20 protein-coding genes are annotated in these 21,107 nt (G+C 33.7%); 10 read left to right on the top strand and 10 right to left on the bottom strand.

Translation table 11 applies throughout. The features are described 5' to 3' along the window. Nucleotides 1-160 precede the first annotated feature (160 nt). The 3 genes from AN959_RS04280 (at nucleotide 161) to AN959_RS04270 (ending at nucleotide 2,391) form a co-directional block, all read left to right on the top strand. Nucleotides 161-880, top strand: coding sequence for a gamma-glutamyl-gamma-aminobutyrate hydrolase family protein (locus tag AN959_RS04280; protein WP_056828574.1), 720 nt, complete (start codon nucleotides 161-163; stop codon nucleotides 878-880). Between the two features lie 170 nt (nucleotides 881-1,050). Further along, a complete protein-coding gene (locus AN959_RS04275) occupies nucleotides 1,051-2,160 on the top strand; it encodes a low specificity L-threonine aldolase (RefSeq protein WP_056828572.1) in 1,110 nt (369 codons plus the stop codon). A 45-nt stretch (nucleotides 2,161-2,205) separates the two neighbouring features. Beyond that, nucleotides 2,206-2,391, top strand: a complete 186-nt coding sequence (locus AN959_RS04270) for a hypothetical protein (protein ID WP_053590762.1) — start codon at nucleotides 2,206-2,208, stop codon at nucleotides 2,389-2,391. 37 nt (nucleotides 2,392-2,428) lie between these two features. Here the strand turns inward: AN959_RS04270 and AN959_RS04265 are convergent, their stop codons facing one another. After that, on the bottom strand, nucleotides 2,429-3,691 hold the full coding sequence (locus AN959_RS04265; RefSeq protein ID WP_056828570.1) for an Nramp family divalent metal transporter: 1,263 nt from the start codon (nucleotides 3,689-3,691) through the stop codon (nucleotides 2,429-2,431). Nucleotides 3,692-3,974: 283 nt separating this feature from the next. On the opposite strand from AN959_RS04265, the gene AN959_RS04260 reads away from it, so the two are divergent. From AN959_RS04260 to AN959_RS04250, 3 genes are all read left to right on the top strand, one after another. Further along, nucleotides 3,975-4,847 carry a patatin-like phospholipase family protein gene (locus AN959_RS04260; RefSeq protein WP_056828568.1) on the top strand — a complete coding sequence of 291 codons (873 nt, stop codon included), beginning with the start codon at nucleotides 3,975-3,977 and terminating at the stop codon, nucleotides 4,845-4,847. Between the two features lie 82 nt (nucleotides 4,848-4,929). Next, entirely contained in the window at nucleotides 4,930-5,343 is a 414-nt protein-coding gene (locus AN959_RS04255) for a pyridoxamine 5'-phosphate oxidase family protein (RefSeq protein WP_056828566.1), read from the top strand. Between the two features lie 290 nt (nucleotides 5,344-5,633). After that, nucleotides 5,634-6,242: a hypothetical protein gene (locus tag AN959_RS04250; protein ID WP_056828565.1), complete on the top strand. Its 609-nt coding sequence runs from the start codon at nucleotides 5,634-5,636 to the stop codon at nucleotides 6,240-6,242. Between the two features lie 24 nt (nucleotides 6,243-6,266). Here AN959_RS04250 and AN959_RS04245 read toward each other — a convergent pair whose 3' ends face one another. Next, on the bottom strand, nucleotides 6,267-7,070 hold the full coding sequence (locus tag AN959_RS04245; RefSeq protein ID WP_056828563.1) for an EcsC family protein: 804 nt from the start codon (nucleotides 7,068-7,070) through the stop codon (nucleotides 6,267-6,269). 145 nt (nucleotides 7,071-7,215) lie between these two features. On the opposite strand from AN959_RS04245, the gene AN959_RS04240 reads away from it, so the two are divergent. From AN959_RS04240 to ptsP, 4 genes are all read left to right on the top strand, one after another. Continuing rightward, nucleotides 7,216-8,682 (top strand): spore germination protein, encoded by a 1,467-nt coding sequence (locus AN959_RS04240; protein WP_082460765.1) that lies wholly within the window; start codon nucleotides 7,216-7,218, stop codon nucleotides 8,680-8,682. A gap of 25 nt (nucleotides 8,683-8,707) precedes the next feature. Further along, nucleotides 8,708-9,787 carry a GerAB/ArcD/ProY family transporter gene (locus AN959_RS04235; RefSeq protein WP_056828561.1) on the top strand — a complete coding sequence of 360 codons (1,080 nt, stop codon included), beginning with the start codon at nucleotides 8,708-8,710 and terminating at the stop codon, nucleotides 9,785-9,787. Beyond that, nucleotides 9,784-10,896 (top strand): Ger(x)C family spore germination protein, encoded by a 1,113-nt coding sequence (locus AN959_RS04230; protein ID WP_056828559.1) that lies wholly within the window; start codon nucleotides 9,784-9,786, stop codon nucleotides 10,894-10,896. The genes AN959_RS04235 and AN959_RS04230 overlap by 4 nt, the downstream gene beginning before the upstream one ends. 178 nt (nucleotides 10,897-11,074) lie before the next feature. Beyond that, nucleotides 11,075-12,796 carry a phosphoenolpyruvate--protein phosphotransferase gene (ptsP, locus tag AN959_RS04225; RefSeq protein WP_056828557.1) on the top strand — a complete coding sequence of 574 codons (1,722 nt, stop codon included), beginning with the start codon at nucleotides 11,075-11,077 and terminating at the stop codon, nucleotides 12,794-12,796. Nucleotides 12,797-12,821: 25 nt separating this feature from the next. Here ptsP and AN959_RS20945 read toward each other — a convergent pair whose 3' ends face one another. From AN959_RS20945 to AN959_RS04190, 8 genes are all read right to left on the bottom strand, one after another. Further along, complete coding sequence (locus AN959_RS20945) at nucleotides 12,822-12,986, bottom strand: YfhD family protein (RefSeq protein WP_156350721.1); 165 nt, start codon at nucleotides 12,984-12,986, stop codon at nucleotides 12,822-12,824. Nucleotides 12,987-13,089: 103 nt separating this feature from the next. Then, on the bottom strand, nucleotides 13,090-14,382 hold the full coding sequence (locus tag AN959_RS04220) for a HAMP domain-containing sensor histidine kinase (protein ID WP_056828555.1): 1,293 nt from the start codon (nucleotides 14,380-14,382) through the stop codon (nucleotides 13,090-13,092). A 119-nt stretch (nucleotides 14,383-14,501) separates the two neighbouring features. Further along, nucleotides 14,502-15,713: a histidine kinase dimerization/phospho-acceptor domain-containing protein gene (locus AN959_RS04215; RefSeq protein ID WP_156350720.1), complete on the bottom strand. Its 1,212-nt coding sequence runs from the start codon at nucleotides 15,711-15,713 to the stop codon at nucleotides 14,502-14,504. Between the two features lie 176 nt (nucleotides 15,714-15,889). Beyond that, nucleotides 15,890-16,318 (bottom strand): hypothetical protein, encoded by a 429-nt coding sequence (locus AN959_RS04210; protein ID WP_056828553.1) that lies wholly within the window; start codon nucleotides 16,316-16,318, stop codon nucleotides 15,890-15,892. Nucleotides 16,319-16,528: 210 nt separating this feature from the next. Further along, on the bottom strand, nucleotides 16,529-17,899 hold the full coding sequence (locus AN959_RS04205; protein ID WP_056828552.1) for a DL-endopeptidase inhibitor IseA family protein: 1,371 nt from the start codon (nucleotides 17,897-17,899) through the stop codon (nucleotides 16,529-16,531). A gap of 637 nt (nucleotides 17,900-18,536) precedes the next feature. Next, nucleotides 18,537-19,625, bottom strand: coding sequence for a hypothetical protein (locus AN959_RS04200; protein WP_056828550.1), 1,089 nt, complete (start codon nucleotides 19,623-19,625; stop codon nucleotides 18,537-18,539). A 121-nt stretch (nucleotides 19,626-19,746) separates the two neighbouring features. Continuing rightward, the gene (locus AN959_RS04195; protein ID WP_056828548.1) at nucleotides 19,747-20,049 is read right to left on the bottom strand and encodes a nucleotide pyrophosphohydrolase; all 303 of its coding nucleotides are present in this window, start codon (nucleotides 20,047-20,049) and stop codon (nucleotides 19,747-19,749) included. Nucleotides 20,050-20,168: 119 nt separating this feature from the next. Further along, the gene (locus AN959_RS04190; protein ID WP_056828546.1) at nucleotides 20,169-21,047 is read right to left on the bottom strand and encodes a DMT family transporter; all 879 of its coding nucleotides are present in this window, start codon (nucleotides 21,045-21,047) and stop codon (nucleotides 20,169-20,171) included. Nucleotides 21,048-21,107: the final 60 nt, after the last annotated feature.

Genomic DNA, 21,107 nt, shown 5'->3' with positions numbered 1-21,107 from the left:
TGGAATCCTCCTTCTAAATGTTATCTATCATATTCTTCCCTTAAAGCACTAAAACAAACTTATAATCAGCAAATAATTGGAAGGTAAATTTCGTTTTTATTAAATAAATAGGGGGTATATTAAATTAATGTAGTACATATGAAAGAACGGAGAATATTATATGAAACCAATCATTGGTATAACGGTAGAAGTAAAAGAGGATGGAAATTATTTTATGCCCTCAGTATATGGTCAAGCGATTTCACAAGCTGGAGGTATACCCGTATTAATTCCTCTAATTCCAGATATGGATATAGATGAGCTTTGTGAAAAAATCGATGGACTTTTTCTTACGGGGGGAGAAGATATAGACCCATCCTATTATGGTGCGGAACCAATAGTTCATCTAGGTAGAATCACACCCAAACTCGATGCAATGGAGTTTGCAACGGTACAGAAAATACTGGAGCTAAATAAACCTTATATAGGAGTTTGTCGGGGATTACATATGCTGAACATAGTTTCTGGAGGAACTCTATACCAGTCGATTCACTCGCAGCGAAAGGAGCCTGTTATTCAGCATTTACAAAAGGCTGAGCGAACACATAGGTCGCATACTGTAAAAGTAGAAAAAGATAGTCGTTTATATGAATTAGTGCAAGAAGAGGAATTTAAGGTGAATTCTTTTCACCACCAAGCAGTAAATGAAATAGGAAAAGATTTACGAGTAGTTGCAAAAGCAACGGATGGGATTATTGAATGCGTGGAAAGCACGAAGCACAATTTTGTATTCGGCTTTCAATGGCATCCCGAGGAATTTGCAATGGATGGGGACGAAGCCTCAAAAAGAATTTTCGAAGCATACATTCAAGCTGCATTAAAACGACAAGGCGAAAAGTAAACCTTTGAAAGAGAGATATCACTTAAAAAAGTGATATCTCTCTTTATTTTCTTATATGATAAAACTAGCAACAAGACAGAGAATTAGTGACAAACTAATTGTTTGATGAATTTTACAATATATTTATATAGAATTGTATGAATAAATAAAATAAAAGGGCGGAATTTAAAATGACGAAAATAAATAATCTGTTTGAATCATTCAGACAAACACAGTATCAGATAAATGGACATGGAAAAAGAAATATACACGTTTTAAAAGAAGTGTTCCAAGAGGTAGACGACCATTTAGAGAGTGATATTTATGGGAATGGAAAGATTATTATAAATTTTCAAGAAAAAATGGCATCTTATTTAGGGAAAGAAACGGCTGTATTTTTCCCCAGTGGTACAATGGCCCAACAAATTGCATTACGTATATGGTGTGATAAAAAAGAATTGAAAAAAGTTGCCTATCATCCTTTATGCCATTTAGAGATTCATGAGGAAAACGGCTTAAAGGAATTACATCATATTGAACCTATTTTGTTAGCGGATAAAAATAGACTAATCAAATTAGATGATGTAGTAGATATGCAGCAGGATATTGCTTGCTTATTATTAGAACTGCCACAACGAGAAATCGGCGGTCAATTACCTGATTTCGAAACACTTGAAGAAATTTCTAACTATTGTCGTAAAAAAGGGATTAAGCTACATTTAGATGGAGCAAGACTTTTTGAGGTTCTTCCTTTTTATAATAAAACAGCTGCTGAAATTTGTAGTCTTTTTGATAGTGTGTACGTTTCTTTTTACAAAGGTATCGGGGGTATTGCTGGAGCTATTCTTGCTGGGGAAAAGGACTTTACAGAGGAATCTAAGATTTGGAAAAGACGACATGGTGGTGATTTAATAAGCTTGTATCCGTATATTATAAGTGCGGATTATTATTTCAAAGAAAAATGTCCAAAAATGGAGCAGTATTACGAAGATGCAAAGGAGTTAGCTTCTTTTTTTAACTCATGTCAAGCAATTTCTACAATTCCAAGAGAGCCTGTGTCTAATATGTTCCATGTCTACTTCCAGGCACCAAAAGAGGATATGGAAAAGGTTTTAATAAATGTATATGAACAAATGGGCATTGGTTTAACTGGGTATGTAAATAAAAAAACGAATAAAACTTGCTATTTCGAAGTGAATATAGGGGATCAATATGCAACGCTTCCAAAAGAAAAAGTGAAAAAAGTAATTCAAATGATCGATGAGCAGATAATACGTTCTACATTCACTGAGATGGAATAAAAACCTTTCATTTGCACAAGTTATTCTTCATGGAGGTGAAAATTCATGACAAACAATAACAAAAACAAAAATAAACTTAAGAAAAGTAATACATTAGATCGGGAAGAATATGGATACGGGTACGATTTAAGTCCGGATGATTTAGATGTAAGAGGCATTAATGATGAGGCAGAGACAATTGCAGACAGTGAAAACAAAGTAAAGCCAACGAATAATAATCGTCATAAATAAAAGAAAACCCGTTTATATACAATAAACGGGTTTTCCATTACATAAATTTAGAGAATAGCTTAACTAACTCTTGTATTCCAAGATAGCCAAACATAATTAAACAACCAGTTAACACAGCATTTGGTACCCATTTGTTTCTAGACTCTATTGCTATTGTTTTTGAATTTAATAGGAGCAGTAAAGAAAGTGCTAAAAATGGCATGAATATAGCTCCAAGTGCTCCATAAAGAATGATCAGCTCAACTGGCTTCCCAAAGTAGAATAAAATCATCGGTGGGAAAGTAAGCCAGAATAGATAAAAGCGGTATGCTGGATCTTTAACAGATACTTCTTGTTTATTTTTTCGGATTGTTTTGATGAAATCCGCAAACAGATAGGGAACTCCATTCCATACTCCAAGCAGTGACGAATAGGCAGCGGACCAAAAAGCCACTAAGAACATCCATCTCATTGGTGTACCAAACTCAGCTCCTAGCATTTCGGAAAGTTTTATTAATCCTTCGTCATCTCGAATACTTACACCCGTTCCAGCTAAAAATTGTGCACCAATAATGAGACCTGCAAGAGTAAATAAACCAGTTAGAAAATATGCAATTTTTGCATCTGTACGCATTGCTGCGATCCACTGTTTACCGTTCCAACCTTTTTCACGTAACCAATATCCATAGGAAGCCATCGTGATAGTTCCACCTACACCACCAATCAATCCAAGCATTAGGATGAAAGAACCTTGTGGAACTCGTGGCACGAAGCCAAATGCAAAGTCACCGAAGCTTGGTAAAAATAAAGCTGCTGTACCGATAATCGTGACAAACATAACAGCGATTAGAGCCGTCATAACTTTTTCAAAAAGAAGATATTTTCCTACCCAAATTAAAATAAATCCTACAATTGCATGAATGATAGACCAGGCCCAAACTGGCATAATAGGAAACATTGCGTGCATTGCCATGCCTGAAGTGGATGCGGCAGCAGCACCATAAACAAAGCCCCAAATGATGGAGTAGACCCCGAAATATCCTGTAGCCCACTTACCCAACTGTTGCCAGCCATCTAAGATTGTCTGACCTGTTGCTAAATACCATCTTCCTACGCCTTCATTTAGAAAGTATTTTAAAACAGATCCAACAATAATTGCCCATACAAATGTCATACCAAATTGAGTGCCGAGTACAAGAGAAGTGATTAGATCTGCTGTTCCGGCTCCTGTAGCGGCAACGACAATTCCTGGGCCAATGTTTTTTAATTTTTCACCAAAAGTTCTAGGTGGAATTAGCTGTTGATTAATTTCTATTGTCATGTATGTTCCCCCTTTAGTTCATGTAACCCCTTACATTTCTCTAATGACAAAAACATGTGCATTAAAAAGTAGATTCATATTTTGTACGTATATCGTACAAAAGTACGCTTTTCGATAATAGATTTATTATAACGAAGCAAATAAATAATATCAATTAAAATTTTTAAATTAGTTAGATTTATCTAAAAGTGATGGAGTTGCAGATGTTTCAACAATTTTAGTTCTATTATTCCTATTTTTCTCTTAAAGTGTAACAACACCAAGAAAAAAGGGGGATAAAGATATGTTAATAGATGGGGTGTTTTCAGGAGGTGGATTAAAGGGTTTTGCCCTAGTCGGCGCATATCAAGTGTTAGAAGAGAAAGGTTACCGTTTCAAACGAGTTGCTGGAACAAGTGCAGGATCAATTCTAGCTGCTTTTATCGCTGCTGGTTTTTCAAGTAAAGAAATAGAAAATTTACTAGATGAGCTGGATACAAACACTCTACTGGATCCTCGAAAAACACTTCTTCCTATTCCGTTAATGAAATGGTTAAACTTGTATTGGCGTATGGGATTATATCAAGGAAAGGCATTAGAAAACTGGTTTTTAGAAAAACTTGCAATAAAAGGTGTTTATACATTTTCTGATCTACAACCAGGTTCACTAAAAGTAGTTGCCTCGGATCTGACGAATGGCAAAATGATTGTGATTCCTGACGACTTAGGAGATTATGGAATATCTGCTGACAGTTTTCCTGTTGCTCGAGCTATACGAATGAGCTGCGGGATTCCATTTTTCTTTGAACCGATCAAATTAAAGACAGGAACTGGAGATACAATAGTAGTGGATGGTGGAGTTTTAAGTAACTTTCCTATGTGGATATATGATAATGGTAATAAGGAACGTCCGGTCCTTGGTTTAAAGCTAAGTGGAAACTCTGAGGACGTTCCGGGACATACAATAAACAATGGTCTACAGTTGTTCGAAGCTCTATTTTCAACAATGAAAAATGCACATGATGAAAGATACATTTCAAGAAAAATTGAAAAGAATATAATTTTTATTCCAGTGGAGGATTATAGTGCTACTCAATTTGATATGACGGAAGAAATGAAAAAGGATTTGTTGGAAAAGGGACGTCAACGAGCTATTCAATTTCTGAAAATATGGTAATTATTCATTCTAAAATCAATGTTTAATTAGGATTATTTAAGGAATAATAAAAAGGAGATGAGTGGAAGGAGACGATTTATTTATGGCAAAAGAATTAGCACTTAAAATCTTAAACGATAGCAAAATTGGTACAATGGCGACTATACAGCAAAATAAACCACACTCCCGCTATATGACTTTCTTTAACGATGAATTTATCCTGTACACTGCGACTAGTAAAAAGACACACAAAGTGGAAGAGGTTCAAAAAAATCCGAACACGCATATTCTAATCGGGTACGAAGGTAAAGGACTAGGAGATTCTTTTTTAGAAATTGAAGGTACTGTAGAGGAATCCGATGAAGAAAATGTAAAGGAAAAAGTGTGGAATGCTGATTTAAAAGGTTGGTTTACAGGTCCGGATGATCCTGATCTGACTATCTTAAAAATAACTCCTACACAAGTTAGGGTAATGAACACAAAAGGGGAAGAGCCCCAGGTAATCGAATTCAAATGATTGACTCTCCATTTGGAAACGCATATACTAAGCCTACAAAATAAAAAATATCTTCCGTTAAGGGGAGTAGCTATACGGCAAAGTCGTCAATACAGGAATAGATTCCTCGGCTTTGTTGGCAACGAAAGTTGTTAGCGAGACCTTACCAATTATTTGGTTAAGGTTTGTCTAAGAGACGATATGACCAAATATTGGTTATGTCGTTTTTTTTTACGATTAGAAGCTACTTCCTCAGGTTGAGGTGATGAAGGAGTATTATTCTTTTTTATTATTTATTGGGGGTCACAGCTTTGAATAATTATTATACACTCGCGAGTTCAGTTATTATAAACGAAGAAAATCGACTTATTTCATATGATCAATCCTTAGAGCTTGTAGGGGTAGGAAGAAGTGCATTTGTTTTCAGAATAATATCAACAAAAATTGCAATTAAAGTGTACTATCCAAACTTAATATTTGTTGCACAAGAGGAAGCAGAAATTTATCAACTGCTTCAAGGAATTGACTATTACCCTATTCTTTATGATACAGGGGTCAATTATATAGTAATTGATTTCATTGAAGGTGATACGATATTTGAGAATGTTACTCTTGGAAATGAAATAACCTCAGCCCAAGTAAAAGAAATTGATCTAGCACTATCGTTAGCTTCGAATAAAGGATTAAATCCCTCTGATATTCACTTACGTAACATTATTATTACACCAAATGGGGACATTAAGATTATTGATGTTGCTCGTTATAGACAATCAAAAGAATGTATGCGTTGGAATCATCTAAAAAAATTCCATAGACAGTTTTATAGAAAACGTTATTTTCCAAAGAAATTATCTGCTAGATTACTAGATGGTATTGGTAATTTATATAAAAAAGGACTTATACCATTTTATAGAGATTAAGTGGCATAAGTCTTTGACTAGTTATTATAAATGATCGTTCTTGTTTAGCTTCTCGTTGATTCTTCTTTTACGGTAAAGCATAATGCCTGCTTCTGCAATATCATTCACAGCGGAGCGGTTGATAAAGGCACCAAAGACTAGTCCGGCTATTGGAATCATTTGAAATAACTTTTTCCAACCGAATTGATCTCTATAAGCAAAAACTACCTCACGCCAACCTTGCATCTCTGAAACAACCTCTCTTTTGATGATCTCATCGTGATGATCAAACTTCGATAATTGTGAAATAATAGTTTGTTTTCCAACAATATCAGCGGACACAAATTGTAAGCATTTTATAATAAATAAACGTTCTTTTTTGTCATTAGGATCGTAACCATAGGTAATGGCTATGTCCTGTAAAGTTTTTAACTGTAAACCTAATAGGAGCGGAATATCCAGTGTAAGTGTAAAAATTCCTCCAATGCCGGTTCCAGCACCTTGAATGGTTGCGATGTTTTTTCTATTTTTCGTAAGATTGGCTACTGATTTGTCCATTAGAGAGACAGATAGTTTTTGTACATCTTCTAATGTTTCAACTCCTAAATCAGGATAATAAGATGGGATCTTAGATACAGAACTTAAATAGTTACCACCAGTTTGAACGTACTGACCAAGCTCGTCCAAAAGTACCCCTATTTTGTTTTGTATAAATTTAGGTGTCCATTTATCAATCATTTTAAAAGGGATACGTCCGAGCTTTTCCCAAAACCATAAATCACTTTGATCTTTCTCCCAAGCCTCTACCTTTGTTAGTTCTTCTGTTAACCATTCTTTCGAATCTTTCACTTGACCGCTCGCCTCTTTCTTTTCTTATTTACTTGAACGAAATTCGTATGAAAAAGTTCTCAATTCACTTTTAGATATTATGGAATACTATTATTTAAAATGGATAAACTAGTCATTAAAGCTTGTAGAAGGGTATGTGGTACGAATGAAAAATCGTAAGTTGGTACGTACCACAATAGGTCGTCCATCTCAAAAAAGAGAAGAAAATAAAACTAAAGCTCAATCGGAACCGGAACAACCGATTGAAATAATCAAGCAGTATACCAGTCAAATTAATGATGTTATATATAAAAAAATATCTACCGATGAGGGATTAGTCACAGTTATTTATAGCAACTCACTCGTAGAGAAAATGACGTTACAAGCAATGGTTTTAATTCCGCTTGCCAATCATTTAAATCAAATTCATCAAGTATCTGAAAAGTTGGATGCATCCAATGCCTCTGAGGTCACGTCTAAACTCACTTCAGGTTATACACTTTTGTATTTTCACGAAACAAAATTGTTGGTAAATATAGATACTTATAGTGCACCTACTCGGGCTATTACAAATACCGAGACAGAATCAACGGTTATAGGGCCACAAGATGCATTTACGGAATCATTGGAAACAAATATATCATTAGTAAGAAGACGTATTCGTAATCCAATGTTAAAGAATGAAGATAGAACGATTGGATCGGAAACGAATACAAAGATTTCTATTCTATATATAGAGGACATCGTAAATAAAGAAAATCTTGAAAAGGTAAGAGGCAGAATTGATAAAATAAACCATCCTTATTTCACTGATATTTCTATATTAAAACAGCTTATAGAGGATAATCCCTTTTCACCTTTTCCACAGTTCTATATATCGGTTAGGCCTGATAGCATAACACATTATTTGGTCGATGGAAGAATTGCTATATTTATGGATAATAGCCAATCGGCACTTATTTGTCCTACATCCTTTTTAGAGATGTTTGTTTCCATTGAAGATTATTATAATCGTTGGACAACAGCTACTTTACTTCGTTTCCTTCGATTTTTTGGTTTTTTCTTAACCATAATGATAACTCCTATGTATATATCGATATTAACGTTTCACCCAGAAATTTTTCCCTATGAACTTTTATTGAATTTACAGGAGTCTAGGGCAAAAGTTCCTTTTCCTCCTCTTTTTGAAGTTTTGTTTCTCGAGTTAATTATAGAAGTATTAAGGGAAGCTGGATCTAGAATGCCTGCAAAAGTTGGACAAACGATAGGTATCGTAGGAGGTATTGTTATTGGTACAGCTGCAGTGGAGGCAGGACTAATAAGTAATATTCTAATTGTATTAGTAGCAATCTCCGCATTACTATCATTTCTTCCTCCTATCTTTTTAATGAGTAATACAAGTAGATTTGTTCGATATATCTTTATTATTTCGGCAGGGATGTTTGGGTTAATGGGTCAAATGCTTGCGTTTGCTTGGTTAATCGCTCATCTACTAAGGTTAAATTCCTTAGGTACTCCTTTTATGTCACCGATTATACCAAGAAAAGCAGGGGACTTAAAGGATGGCATTTTTAGATTTCCAATAGCTTTCCTTAAAAATAAAACAGGAATAGCAAGATCGCAGAAAAAGTAAAATCAGTTTGGAGAGGTAGGTTAGGGTGAGTACAAACAAACGGAAGCTTTTGAATGGTTATCATGTAGTTTTCTTGGCGCAAAGTGCAATGTTTGGTACTGGAATCCTTTCACTTCCTCAACGGCTAAGTTCTTTAGGTTACAGTGAGGCATTTTTTCCATTAGTGCTAGGTATAATTGCAAGTTTAACATTATGGCCAATGATATGGATTATGTCTAAATTTCCAAATGAAAATTTGTTTCGAATAAACGAGCTTTTGCTAAGTAAATGGATTGGCAAAAGTATAAATATATTTTTTGTTCTACAATTTACTTTGTTTCTAGCTGCAATCATCAGTAACTATATGCAGCTTATTCAAACTACTGCCCTGCCGGAACAAAAAATTACTGCCCCTATATTTTTATTAATTTTGATTCTAATATACATTGTTAAAGGTGGTATAAAATCTATTGCACGATTTTGTATGATGGCATTTTTTTTAACATTACCTTTGCTATATTTTTTACGATGGGCAATTGAAAAAGGGGATGTAAGTCATATTTTCCCTTTATTTAATTTCAATTTCAAAGAAATGTTTGAAGCTTTACGAAAAGGATATTTATCTATTCTGGGGTATGAATTAATCTTGTTTTATTATCCCTATATTGTGAATCAAAAAAAGGCATTTAAACATGCATCTATTGGAATTTGGATAAGTATAATTCTTTGTCTCATAACAACATTTGTAAGTGTTATGTACTATTCAGAATGGCAATTAAAGAATGTCGAATTCTCCGTATTGCAATTGTTTAAAGCAGGTGAGCTTACTTTTATAGAAAGGATAGATATTATTGGAATGACGATGTGGGTATTTTTAGTTTTGTCTTCATTGGCAGTATACCTATGGAGTGCGAAGAAAGGATTAGATTCCATTCGATCTAAAAAAAGCAAGCTTCATGTTTATATACTTACAACCGTTGTTTTTTTGATCATTATCTTCCCTTATTCTAATGAAATGAAGCAAAAACTATATGAGGTAAGCTTTTATGCAGGTTATCTGCTGGTAGTTTGGCCAATATTTTTGAGTATTGTACATGTACTTAGAAAAAAGAAGGTGCAACAATGAAAGGAAAATTAAAATTGCTTGCAATTACTTTCTGCTTTATATTCTTAGCAGGTTGTACAGAAAAGGAATTAAAAATACCTCTTGAAGATGTAGGCATGGTAGGAGTATTGGCATTTGACTATATAGATGATGAGCAAACACAGATAACGGTAGCCATCCCTCAATACGATCCAGAAGCGAAGGAGCACACACAAATCTTCAGTGTTTCCACTGATTTGATATCAAAAGGAATAGTGGAAATAGAAGCACTTTCTGATAAAAAGATAGTACTAAATCAATTACGGGTTGTTCTTGTTAATGAGCAATTTGCACTTCATGGGGATTTTCGTGAAGCAATTCAACAGCTATATAGAAACGCTGAAGTTGGTAACAAAGTACTCATTGCAGTAGTAAAAGAAAGTGCAGAGGATATGCTGAAACAAGAATATCCAGATAAACCTAGCGTGATAATGTATTTAAACGATTTATTACAACCTAGTGTTAATACAGCATTTAATCCAAATACGAATATTCATGATTTTATGTATACACAAACCAACCCTAATTTTGACTCTATCGTTCCATTCCTAAAATCTAAAGACGGGAAAATAGATATTGATGGCATTGCTTTATTTAAAGAAAAAAGGATGCTCAAAAGTTTATCTACAAATGAAGGGTTAATCATACAGGCGTTGCAAGGAAGAAAAAAACTGGCACCACTAAATATCGAGCTTAACAATGAAAACCAAAAAGAAAAATTATTGATTGACTTGATTGATAGCAAAATAAAAATTAGAAGTAATAAAGATTTAAAAGCACCCAAATTGAACATTGTGCTAAAAATATCAGGTACTTTAATAGAATATAGAGGCGAGAGAGAAAACAAGTTAAAAAGTATAGATAACATCGTTGGCCTGGAAAAAGATGTGAATAAAAAAGTTGAACAAGACATTAGTAATTTTTTGGAGGAAATTAAAAAACTAGAAGTGGACCCAATAGGTTTAACTGAAAATTTTCGAATGCACTACAAAGGAAATTGGGATAAGGAATTAACAAATGAAACCATTAGTAAGTTAGAGTGGGATATTCAAGTGGATACTTCTATTTTGAGTACTGGGATTTTAAGATAATTTGTAAGAGAAGTACTAAATATCAACAGTAGGAAAAGTTCGGTTAAAACAATCCGGGCTTTTTTCTTTTTTAAGAATAAGTATTGTATTGCTTTACTATGATGGTAATAGATTTTATAGCAAGAAGGGGACGATCGATGTTTAGAACAATCAATATAATAATTCTCAGGACTACTACATGGTGAATTTAAAAGGGATAGCTGCATCCACTGGAATTGCCATTGGGAAGGCTTTTTTGCTAGTGGAACCTAATCTTACAGTCATTAAAAAAGCCATTACTAGCATGGAGGAAGAAATTACTCGTTTTCACTCCGCTTTACAAGAGGCAAAAAGAGAGATACAAAAAATCAGAGATCGTACCGCAGATGGTATAGGTGAAGAACATGGTGCAATTTTTGGTGCTCATTTGCTAATTCTGAGTGATCCAGAACTATTGGGGACAATTGAGAGTAAAGTAAAAGTAGATAATGTAAATGTAGAGTTTGCATTGCAAGAAACTACGGATGCTTTAATCGAGATGTTTGAGCAATTGGATAACGAATATATGCAGGAGCGTGCCGCAGATATTAGAGATGTCACAAAAAGACTATTAGCAAAGCTATTGAAGTTAGAAATCCCTAACATAGCAATGATTGATGAAGAGGTAATAATAGTTGCAAAAGATTTAGCTCCTTCTGACACCGCACAACTAAATAAGAAATACGCTAAGGGATTTACAACAGACATGGGGGGACGAACATCCCATTCTGCTATTATGGCCCGCTCATTGGAGATACCCTCTGTTGTAGGTACATCAAATGCAACCTCTTCTATAAAAAATGGGGATTTACTAATTATTGATGGAGATAATGGAGAAGTTTTTATAAATCCATCTAAAGAAAAGATTGATTTATATATAGAGAGACGAAACATGCTAGAACTTCAAAAGAAAACATTAACATTACTTAAAAATAAACGAACGATCACGTTAGATGGTAAACAAGTTGAAGTTGCTGCTAATATTGGTTCGCCACGGGACATCGAAAGTGTCATTGCACATGGAGGGGAGGGAGTAGGCCTTTACAGAACTGAATTTCTTTATATGGAAAGAGATACTTTTCCTACAGAGGAAGAACAATTTCAAGCATATAAACAAGTCCTAGAAAAGATGGAAGATATGCCAGTGGTCGTTAGAACATTGGATATTGGTGGCGACAAAAAGCTTCCTTATTTGAACTTATCTAAGGAGTTAAACCCATTTTTAGGCTTCCGAGCAATTCGTCTTTGTTTAGCAGAACAAGAATTATTTCGAGTTCAATTACGTGCTTTGCTCCGAGCAAGTAATTTTGGAAATCTTAAAATTATGTTCCCGATGATTGCAACTCTAGAAGAATTCCGAGAAGCCAAGCGGCTTTTATTAGATGAAAAAGCAGTTCTTTTAAAGGAAGGATTCGAGGTAGCTAATCATATCGAAATTGGAATAATGGTAGAAATTCCTTCTACAGCAATAGTGGCTGATCAATTTGCAAATGAAGTTGATTTTTTTAGTATAGGAACGAATGATTTAATCCAATATACAATGGCAGCGGATAGAATGAACGAGCATGTATCTTATTTGTATCAACCATATCATCCTGCAATCTTAAGATTAGTCAAAATGGTCATCGACGCTGCACATGCAAAAGGAAAGTGGGTAGGGATGTGCGGAGAAATGGCTGGGGATTCCATAGCGATTCCATTATTGCTAGGGCTAGGATTAGATGAGTTTTCTATGAGCGCACCATCCATGTTAAAAGCTAGAAATCAAATCAATCATTTGAAGGAAAGTGAAATGAAGGAACTTGTAGATAAAGCCTTGTTTTTGCAGACATCTGAACAAGTAATGCAATATGTTAAAGAAAGGATAGATCCCACTAGTTGAAATTCTAGTGGGATTGTTTTCACAATTAGCTCTTCTTATTATTTAACTTGTTTGTTCCATTTTCTCTGAGTTCAGCAAATTCACGTGAAAACTCTTCTTGAATTTCATTTGGCTTTATCTTTTGGTTTTTTGGGGTCTGTGGTAGCGAATCTTTATTATTACTTTTTCCTTGCTTATTGTCTCTTCCCAAGTGAATTCTCCTTTCTCCTATTAACGTTCTTTACTAATATGGCTTATTAAACTCAATTTAATCATAAAAAAGCACTGAGCTATTAGCTCAGTGCGTGACAGGTTTAACTTAAAACATATTCCTTTTTATTTTCGAGAATTTCTATTTGTTCCAAAGACTGAGATAATAAGGGGAACGTAAACTTAAAGGTCGTACCCGAATTTATTTCACTTTCCACATGGATTGTTCCATTCATAGCACTTACTATACTATAGACTACCATCAGACCGAGGCCTGTCCCTTTATTTCCCTTTGTGGAATAATAAGGTTCTCCTAAACGTACCAATTGATCAGGTGTCATGCCTGTTCCTGTATCTTTAATTAGAATGTTAACTGCTGAAGAGGTAGACTCTGTTTCAATGGTCAATGTTCCTCCTCTAGGCATTGCTTCGATTCCATTCTTCATAATGTTTATGAAGCATTGATGAAACTTTTGCTTGTCACCAATTATCACTAAATCATTTGAGAAGAATGTTTTGATCTTGATGGACTTTTTCTTTGCAGTTAATTGCAGTGCTTGAACAGCTTGCATGAGCTGATCATGAACATGAATAGTTTCTGTTAAAAAGTCTTCCGTTTTAGAAAAAGTTAGATAATCTTGAATAACCCTTTCTGCTGATTTTAGTTCTTTTTTTATAATCGAGAGATACTGAGCACGACTCTCCATAGAAATGTTCTCACTCTGCAAAAGTTGAACAAAACCAATCGCTGCAGTCAATGGATTGCGAATTTCATGCGAAATAGAAGCCCCCATTTGTTCAACTGCTTCCAGCCTTTTTGAATTTAAAAGATGCTGTCGCAACAGGATGGTTCTAGTAATTTCTTCCATAAAATATGCAATCATTCCAACTCCTAAAGGCTGTATAAATAAAACAGCAAAATACAAATCATATTTAGGATATGGTAGATGCAAAAATTCCAATACTGTTTGTATTAAACTGAAGAGAAAAGTTAGTCCGACAGAAAAATATATGCGTTGATTAGAAGATAGTTTTAAAAAAACTGGAGAAAGTCGCCATAGCGAAATTGTTATTACACCATAAAGTGTAAAAGTCACCCAAAAAGAATCGTTAATTCCATAAAATGCTTTAATGCAGATGGTTAGTAACCCTAATAAAGGTCCTAGCCCCATATAGAGACCGCTTATAATGAGGGGAATATTTTTTAAGTCAAACAGAAAGCCATCATGTATTGGATAGCTAAATGCAAAACATAGGAAGAAGCTAACAACAAAATATAGAATGGCAATCTGTTGAATTTGTAGTAAATTATTTAACCGTTCAACCCATAATACACAAAAAAACATTAATACAATCAATAAAGATAAATTGAAAAAAAAGTGCTCTGTTAAATCCAAAGAAATACCTCTCTTCAACAACGGTTTAGGTAGAGAATTTTATAATTAATATTTTATTGATTTAAAGGAAAATCTGAAAATAGTATCCTTTCCATTTCGACTCCTANAGAATTTTATAATTAATATTTTATTGATTTAAAGGAAAATCTGAAAATAGTATCCTTTCCATTTCGACTCCTAATATCTATTGCTCCTTTCAAATCACGTACAATATTAAAGGCGGCTGTCATTCTGCAAGTCAAAGTAGATAGTTGTTCTCCATTTAACACACCATCATTTGTAATTGAGATTAAAATACTCGTTTTGGTATCAACAGTTTCTATTAATAAGGTGCCACCGTGTGGCATGCAATCGATATAGTTTTTAATAATATTGATAAATGCTTGTTGAAATTTCGAACGATCAGCTTCGATAAATTGAGTTGATGAGAAATGGGTAATAATTTTCACAGAATGAAGATTTGCTAAAGGCTTAAGCAACTTTAAAGTATGAGTAAGTTCAGTATCGATTTGCAGTTTTTCATCTGATTCAATTATTGGTTTAGAAAAGGTTAGATAGTCTTGGATAATTCCTTCTGCTGCATCCAATTCTTCTTTTAAAATAGAAAGATATTGAACTCTTTTATTATCCTTTAGTGAGTTATTGGAAAGCAGTTCCACAAAACCAATTGCAGTTGTTAATGGATTTCGTATTTCATGGGAAATTGCTGCTCCCATTTGTTCTACTGCTTCTAATTTCTCCGCTTTTATTATTTGTTGATGCAATTGAATATTTTTTTCTGTTGCCTCGATGATATATGCAATCATTGCAACACCAAGTGGAGGAACAATAATATAGGCCAATATCAAATCCCATGTATGACCAGCCGATGATTCATATAAAACTACTATTAATATACCTACACTTATGAATATAGATATTCCCATCAATAAAAGAATTCGATGTTTGGACGCTAGCTTTAGAAACCATGGGGAAATAAACCATAATATAGGGCTAATAATAGAATAAATTAATAGTCCGAAAAAGAATCCGAAATCAATTCCGTATAACCCACGACTGACAATAATTACTACAAAAAGTATATGGCTAATTCTTAAGTAAAGCGATCCTATTAAAAAAGGAACAATTCTCAGATCTAAAACAGCTTCATCGCCTAATTGATAGGAATAGAGGAAACAGAGTATTAAAGAAATAACACAATAAAGTAAACCTGTTCGCTTGAAGTTAAAAATACTTTTACTACTCATTGTACGAATAATGGTCAAACTAACGAAAAGTAAAAGGATTAATAAGGAAAGATTAAACAGAAAATGCATGGTTATATTTTCCAATGTTGTACCTCTTCTAATCTACTTTTATAAATTAATAGTAACTAGTAAGAAAGAAATATACAATGCCTTTTATAAAATATTTTGAACATTCTTTTAATGTAATATTTTTTTAAGACAATGAAAAAAGCACTTAAATCTCTAACCGATGGATAGAAGATTTAAGTGCTTCTTTACTTTTATTTATTGAAAAATGAAATCAACTGTTTATTAGATGGAGCTTGAATTTTATACATCAATGATCGATCTTCACTATTTACAATTTTTGGTACAATAGATTCAATTACATTGAACTTCCAAAAGGAAGGCTTACTCTTTGTGCTTTTTTCCGTTTCCATAGTCATCATTTTTCTTTGAAAAGAATGAAGTTTTGCCATAAGGAACTTATCTTTAATACGAATAAGCAAGTATCCTTCAACTTTATCAGGATTGTATTTTTTTATAAGCGAGTCACCCAGTTCAAACGAATTTGATTTGTTTTGAACAGAGGGAGAAATGATAAAAAAATGTTCTTTTTGAAATATGGAAGTATTGGATACTTGACGAAAACCTAAATCATTTATAAGAAAATCAAGATTTACTTGTGAAGCGGCACTAGCGACTGACATATACATACCTCCTATACGTAATAAAACACATCACATATTTTAAGTATACCCTAATTCGTCTAAAATCACTTCAAAATTAGGAATATTTTCTTAATTCATGTTTGTAGAAGTTATAAAAGCCATCGCCAATTAAACGCTATAAAACAAAAGGTAATATTAATAACCTTAGCTTTTAAAACTTTACCATTTTCTTAGGAGAAACTAGTGTAACTAATACATGTTTACAATGCCGACTTGGTCGATTTTAAATTCCATGTAACCGTATGGTTGGACGGTAAATAACATTTTATTTAATCCGTTTGTTAAAGGACCATTATAATTATTTTCTACTTCCACTTTTATCGTAACTAGAAATTCAACTTGTGAATTGTTTCTTTCTGTTTCTTTCAGATTTACGAACTCAAGTTTTTTGATGCCTTTTTTAAATTCGGTCACATCAAAAGTAGAATGAGGTAGGAACTGATTTTGAGCAACTTTAGAATCAATTAGTAAATAATTGAAGAGAACATAAATAGGGTTTACATTTCCCGGAATATCTAATTCCCAATAAGGCTTTTTGCTAACTCGCCAACCAACATTATTTACATTTTGATATTCTACAATATACACTTGTTTTTCATTCGTGTTTCCAATAGGAACAATCACTTTATAATACGTGGAGTTTTTATCCTTTTTGATTAACTCCGCTGTTGCTTTATTCCATTGTGCTAAAGTGCCACCATCTGCTTCAATTTGTGCGAGTTTTCCTTTGTACTCGATGATTCCAAGGTCTTTTATAAACTGCTCAGCAGCAACTTGTGTCATGGATTGCATTAAGTAGCTCAGTAACTTAGCTTTTGTGTCAATTTTGCTTGAAAGGTAACGATAGGTAGAACCGTTATGAAGAAATGTTTTGTATTCTCCTGGACTATATTCTCCGCCAGCCTGCACATAGAGTGTAGCCTGTGCAAATTTAGCTGCTAGTTCAACTGCTACTTTATCCGTAAGATCAGTATTCTTTTCTTGAATTGGTTCTTTACTGATTTTCCATCCAGCTTTGTTGTTTACAAATTGATATTCAATGAGAAAGTTTTGTTTTTCGTTTGTATTCCAGACAGGTACAGTTAGACGGTATTGAAGATTATTTTTATTTTTCTTCACAAACTGAGCAGTTGCCTTTTCCCATTGTAATAAGGAACCACCATCTGCTTCTACTTGTGCTAATTTTCCTTTATATTCAATAATTTCTCTACTTTTTATAAATTGCTCTGCTTCAGCAGGTACTAAAACCTTTTCTAAGTATGCTTTTAGTTCTTTTTTAGTATCGATAGAACTCGATAAATAGCGATAGGTTTTTTTGTTGTGAGTAAAGGTTTTATATTCCCCTTTCTTATAATCTCCTCCGCGTTGAATATAACTAGCTATTGTGTTAAATTCCTTTGCTAAATCTATCACTTTTTTTGTAGACAGTTCATTTTGTTTCGCTTTTTGGTCGACTTTTGTTTGTTCTTTTGCAAGGACGTTAGCATTTTGTGAAAATGGTACAGTTAATAGTCCGATGGTTAAACCTGTGATTAGTAGCTTTTTTGCACTTCTAGTCATTTCATAACCCCCAAAAAATGTTTTATTTTCTAACATTTGATTAGACGTCGCAGACTATCATGCTGTTACATCTAAAAAAATTGCTCCATCTTATTTATAGTAGAAGTTAATTGTATTTATTCATAAATCCCTTTTAAATTTCATTGTTCATATGAAAATCGTATAGTAATAGCCCCTTTCTCATGTTGAAATAGGAGTTTATTAGGTTTTAGGTCATATGAAATACTACTTATCTATATGCATTCGCGCTGGTCGCACGTCCGCATGAGCCGCTGTATGCGCTAGGCGCATCCATCTGTCTCATACGGCGCGTCTTGCGGCTGGGAAGGCGCGAATGCAGGGGTGTTAGTCATAAGGTTTTCTATTAAAATGTGCTCCATAGTATTGGAAATCCTAAATACTGTTATTAATGATTTATAAATGGGATTTTTTTTATAGACAGTGGTGAATAGGAGAGACAAAGGGGCGACTCATCCTGAGGAGGGTCATGATTTGCGTGCGGTAAGCGCATATCCGTGTCTATTCTAAGCAGTGAAACACACGTATAGATCATCCGTAATAACAGAGCCATACATAAAAAAACTGCAGCACTCGTATTTCTACAAGTATTACTGCAGTTGGTAATATATTATTCTACTTATTCAAAATCAGATTCATCAAATGAATCGAGGTATTTCCAGTTACCAGTTTCATCTTTTTCTAAAATGTAATAAGCGGTATATTCAAATGAATCATTTTCATCCATAGTTACTTTTTGATCATGAATAACGAATGCAGTACCTTCTAAAATATATTGAACTTCCAAACCTACCGTCTCGTATTTTATGTCATAGTCTTGGAAGGTAGAGCCAATTAATTCACTTAGAGTTTCATAGCCAGGGTATTCTTCGCTATATAAACTAAGTGTTGCTTCAAGGTTTTCTTCATTTGCGTATTCATCGGATTTTTTGAAGAACTCAATAATCTCGCTCTCTTGTGCTAGAAAGCTAGAATCATTTCTTATCATTTCATAATAAGTTTCATAAAGCTCGTTTATGATAGCTTCATCTTCAATTGCATCGAGTAAGTCAAAGAATCCAATAACTTGTTTTTCAACTGTTTGTTGATCAGCATTTTCAGCAATCATTCTATCTAATGCATCCAAATGCATTTTTGTAGAAATAACATATTTAGATGACTGAAGTGCCTTTTCGCCTGGAGTTTTGTATTTAACTAATATTGCATCTCTTGTTGACTTTCCGTAAACACGGTAAAGTAAAATCGCTTGTTTGCGTATCTCACTAGATAATTCATGGTAACTTTTTTCAGTAGCATCAGCTGTTGGATTTGCTGCAAATAAAGTATTAAACTTATTTGTTTTATCCACTATTTTCTTACCAGAAGTAATTGCATCAATATATCCCATTGCACGGGTATAGTGAATGCCAACGTTATTTTCTAAACGCTTCTTTAAATCCTCTTTCTTTTGACCACTTAATTGATCTAGTTCCTTCTTAGCGTTTAAATATGCATTTTTTGTGTCGTTAAAGATTTTCATATCAGGATTTTTAATTTCTTTTGTAAGTTCATAAGAAATTTGCCATTTTAAAGCTCCGGCATGTTGTTCTGCAATTTTCACTAATGATTCAGCTTTTGAAAGTGAAGCGGCTTCGGCAGAAGTGGGGGGAGCAACAAAACATGCAACCACTAAAAATGCAGTTAATAATATTGATAATAATTTCTTCATAGGTATTCTCCTAAATTTATTAGTCTTACAAAATTTTGGTCAAGTAAGCCATATATAGGATATTTCATTGTAATTGTTTATTCTAGTGAATAACGATGGTAATAGAACCATATAAAGTAAATTACAAGTTTGTTCGGATAGGATATTTTACTGCATTTTTCTTTAATTTTTGTTGGGCTGCTTCTTTTAGGTCAATGTCTAACACGTTCGCAAGTTGTAAGAGGTAAATAAAAACGTCTGCTGCCTCTTCAACTATTGCCTGCTTGTCCTTTTGAATAGCTTCCTCTGAGGAGACCCATTGAAAATGCTCTAATAATTCACTTGCTTCTAAGGAAACAGATATTGCTAGGCTACGCGCATCATGATTTCCACCCCAACCCCGATCATCACGAAATTTTAGTATTTCTTCGGTAAGTTCTTTCATTTTAATTCCTCACTTTGCTATCAATTATTTGAGTATCCATTTTAACCGACCCTTATAGAAGTATTTTATAACGACAAGAAAATTTTTTCACCATTATCTGTAAAAAGATGGGTTTCGGATTAATAATTTGCGTTGGGCTTCAGCGAAATAGATACACCTATGATAATAACAATTGCACCAATCATTTGAAGTGCTTGAATATTAATATCTAATAGAAAGAATCCAAAGATCATTGCAACAAAAGGTTCCAGGTTCAATAAAAGTGCAGCTTTAGAAGCTCCAACTTTATGGATGGAGCTATTCCATAAATACGTACAAAGACCATGCATAATAATCGCCGTTATAATAAGTAACAACCAATAGGAAAGGGGAACAGACAATACTAGATAGGCTTTATTCCAAGGGACAAAAGGAAGTAATCCAACTAATCCAAAGAGATTGCTTAATAGAGTAATAGTAGAAGGATGAATAGACTTGGAAAGATGTTGAACAAAAATTAAGAAAACAGAAAATGTTAACATGGTTAGACTGATTAATAGCTCGCCTTTTCCGAAATTAGGTACAAGCAATGATCCGTTAGTTATTACAAGCCAAACTCCTAACAAAGCAACTAAGGAGCCCAGCCAAAATTGTAATGTCTTTCTCTCTTTAAAATAGTAAGACGAAAGTATGGCCGTAACTATTGGCGACAAAGCGAGGATGAGTGATGCTGTAACTGGTTCTGTATATTGAAGGCTCGCATAGAAGCTCCATTGATTTAACGATACTCCTATAAATCCAGCTACTCCTAACCAAATGTAATTATGTAAAGTTAGTTCCTTTATTTTAATAGTTCGATAGGTCATGAAGAAAAGAAAAATAACGATAAATATTAAACGAAAAAATGCTATTATACTCGGATCAAATACGTCCACTAAAATAGATCCAAAGACGAAATTGCTTCCCCAAGCAATAACGCATCCTAAAAGAACTAAATAAGTAAACCATTCTTTATTCATGAAAAGTACTAATCCTCCTTTGGGTTTCAAAAGTTAAGCTCTGTTTATTTTCAATGAAGT

The organism is Psychrobacillus sp. FJAT-21963, assembly GCF_001420585.1.
GTDB lineage: Bacteria > Bacillota > Bacilli > Bacillales_A > Planococcaceae > Psychrobacillus.
The sequence above is the reverse complement of the archived record's forward strand: the minus strand, read 5'-3'. Positions and strand labels throughout refer to the sequence as shown.

Coding starts and splice junctions, on each gene's coding strand:
- AN959_RS04280 (WP_056828574.1), top strand. CDS start 161: ATGAAACCAATCATTGGTATAACGGTAGAAGTAAAAGAGGATGGAAAT.
- AN959_RS04275 (WP_056828572.1), top strand. CDS start 1,051: ATGACGAAAATAAATAATCTGTTTGAATCATTCAGACAAACACAGTAT.
- AN959_RS04270 (WP_053590762.1), top strand. CDS start 2,206: ATGACAAACAATAACAAAAACAAAAATAAACTTAAGAAAAGTAATACA.
- AN959_RS04265 (WP_056828570.1), bottom strand. CDS start 3,691: ATGACAATAGAAATTAATCAACAGCTAATTCCACCTAGAACTTTTGGT.
- AN959_RS04260 (WP_056828568.1), top strand. CDS start 3,975: ATGTTAATAGATGGGGTGTTTTCAGGAGGTGGATTAAAGGGTTTTGCC.
- AN959_RS04255 (WP_056828566.1), top strand. CDS start 4,930: ATGGCAAAAGAATTAGCACTTAAAATCTTAAACGATAGCAAAATTGGT.
- AN959_RS04240 (WP_082460765.1), top strand. CDS start 7,216: ATGAAAAATCGTAAGTTGGTACGTACCACAATAGGTCGTCCATCTCAA.
- AN959_RS04230 (WP_056828559.1), top strand. CDS start 9,784: ATGAAAGGAAAATTAAAATTGCTTGCAATTACTTTCTGCTTTATATTC.
- ptsP (WP_056828557.1), top strand. CDS start 11,075: ATGGTGAATTTAAAAGGGATAGCTGCATCCACTGGAATTGCCATTGGG.
- AN959_RS04210 (WP_056828553.1), bottom strand. CDS start 16,318: ATGTCAGTCGCTAGTGCCGCTTCACAAGTAAATCTTGATTTTCTTATA.
- AN959_RS04205 (WP_056828552.1), bottom strand. CDS start 17,899: ATGACTAGAAGTGCAAAAAAGCTACTAATCACAGGTTTAACCATCGGA.
- AN959_RS04200 (WP_056828550.1), bottom strand. CDS start 19,625: ATGAAGAAATTATTATCAATATTATTAACTGCATTTTTAGTGGTTGCA.
- AN959_RS04195 (WP_056828548.1), bottom strand. CDS start 20,049: ATGAAAGAACTTACCGAAGAAATACTAAAATTTCGTGATGATCGGGGT.
- AN959_RS04190 (WP_056828546.1), bottom strand. CDS start 21,047: ATGAATAAAGAATGGTTTACTTATTTAGTTCTTTTAGGATGCGTTATT.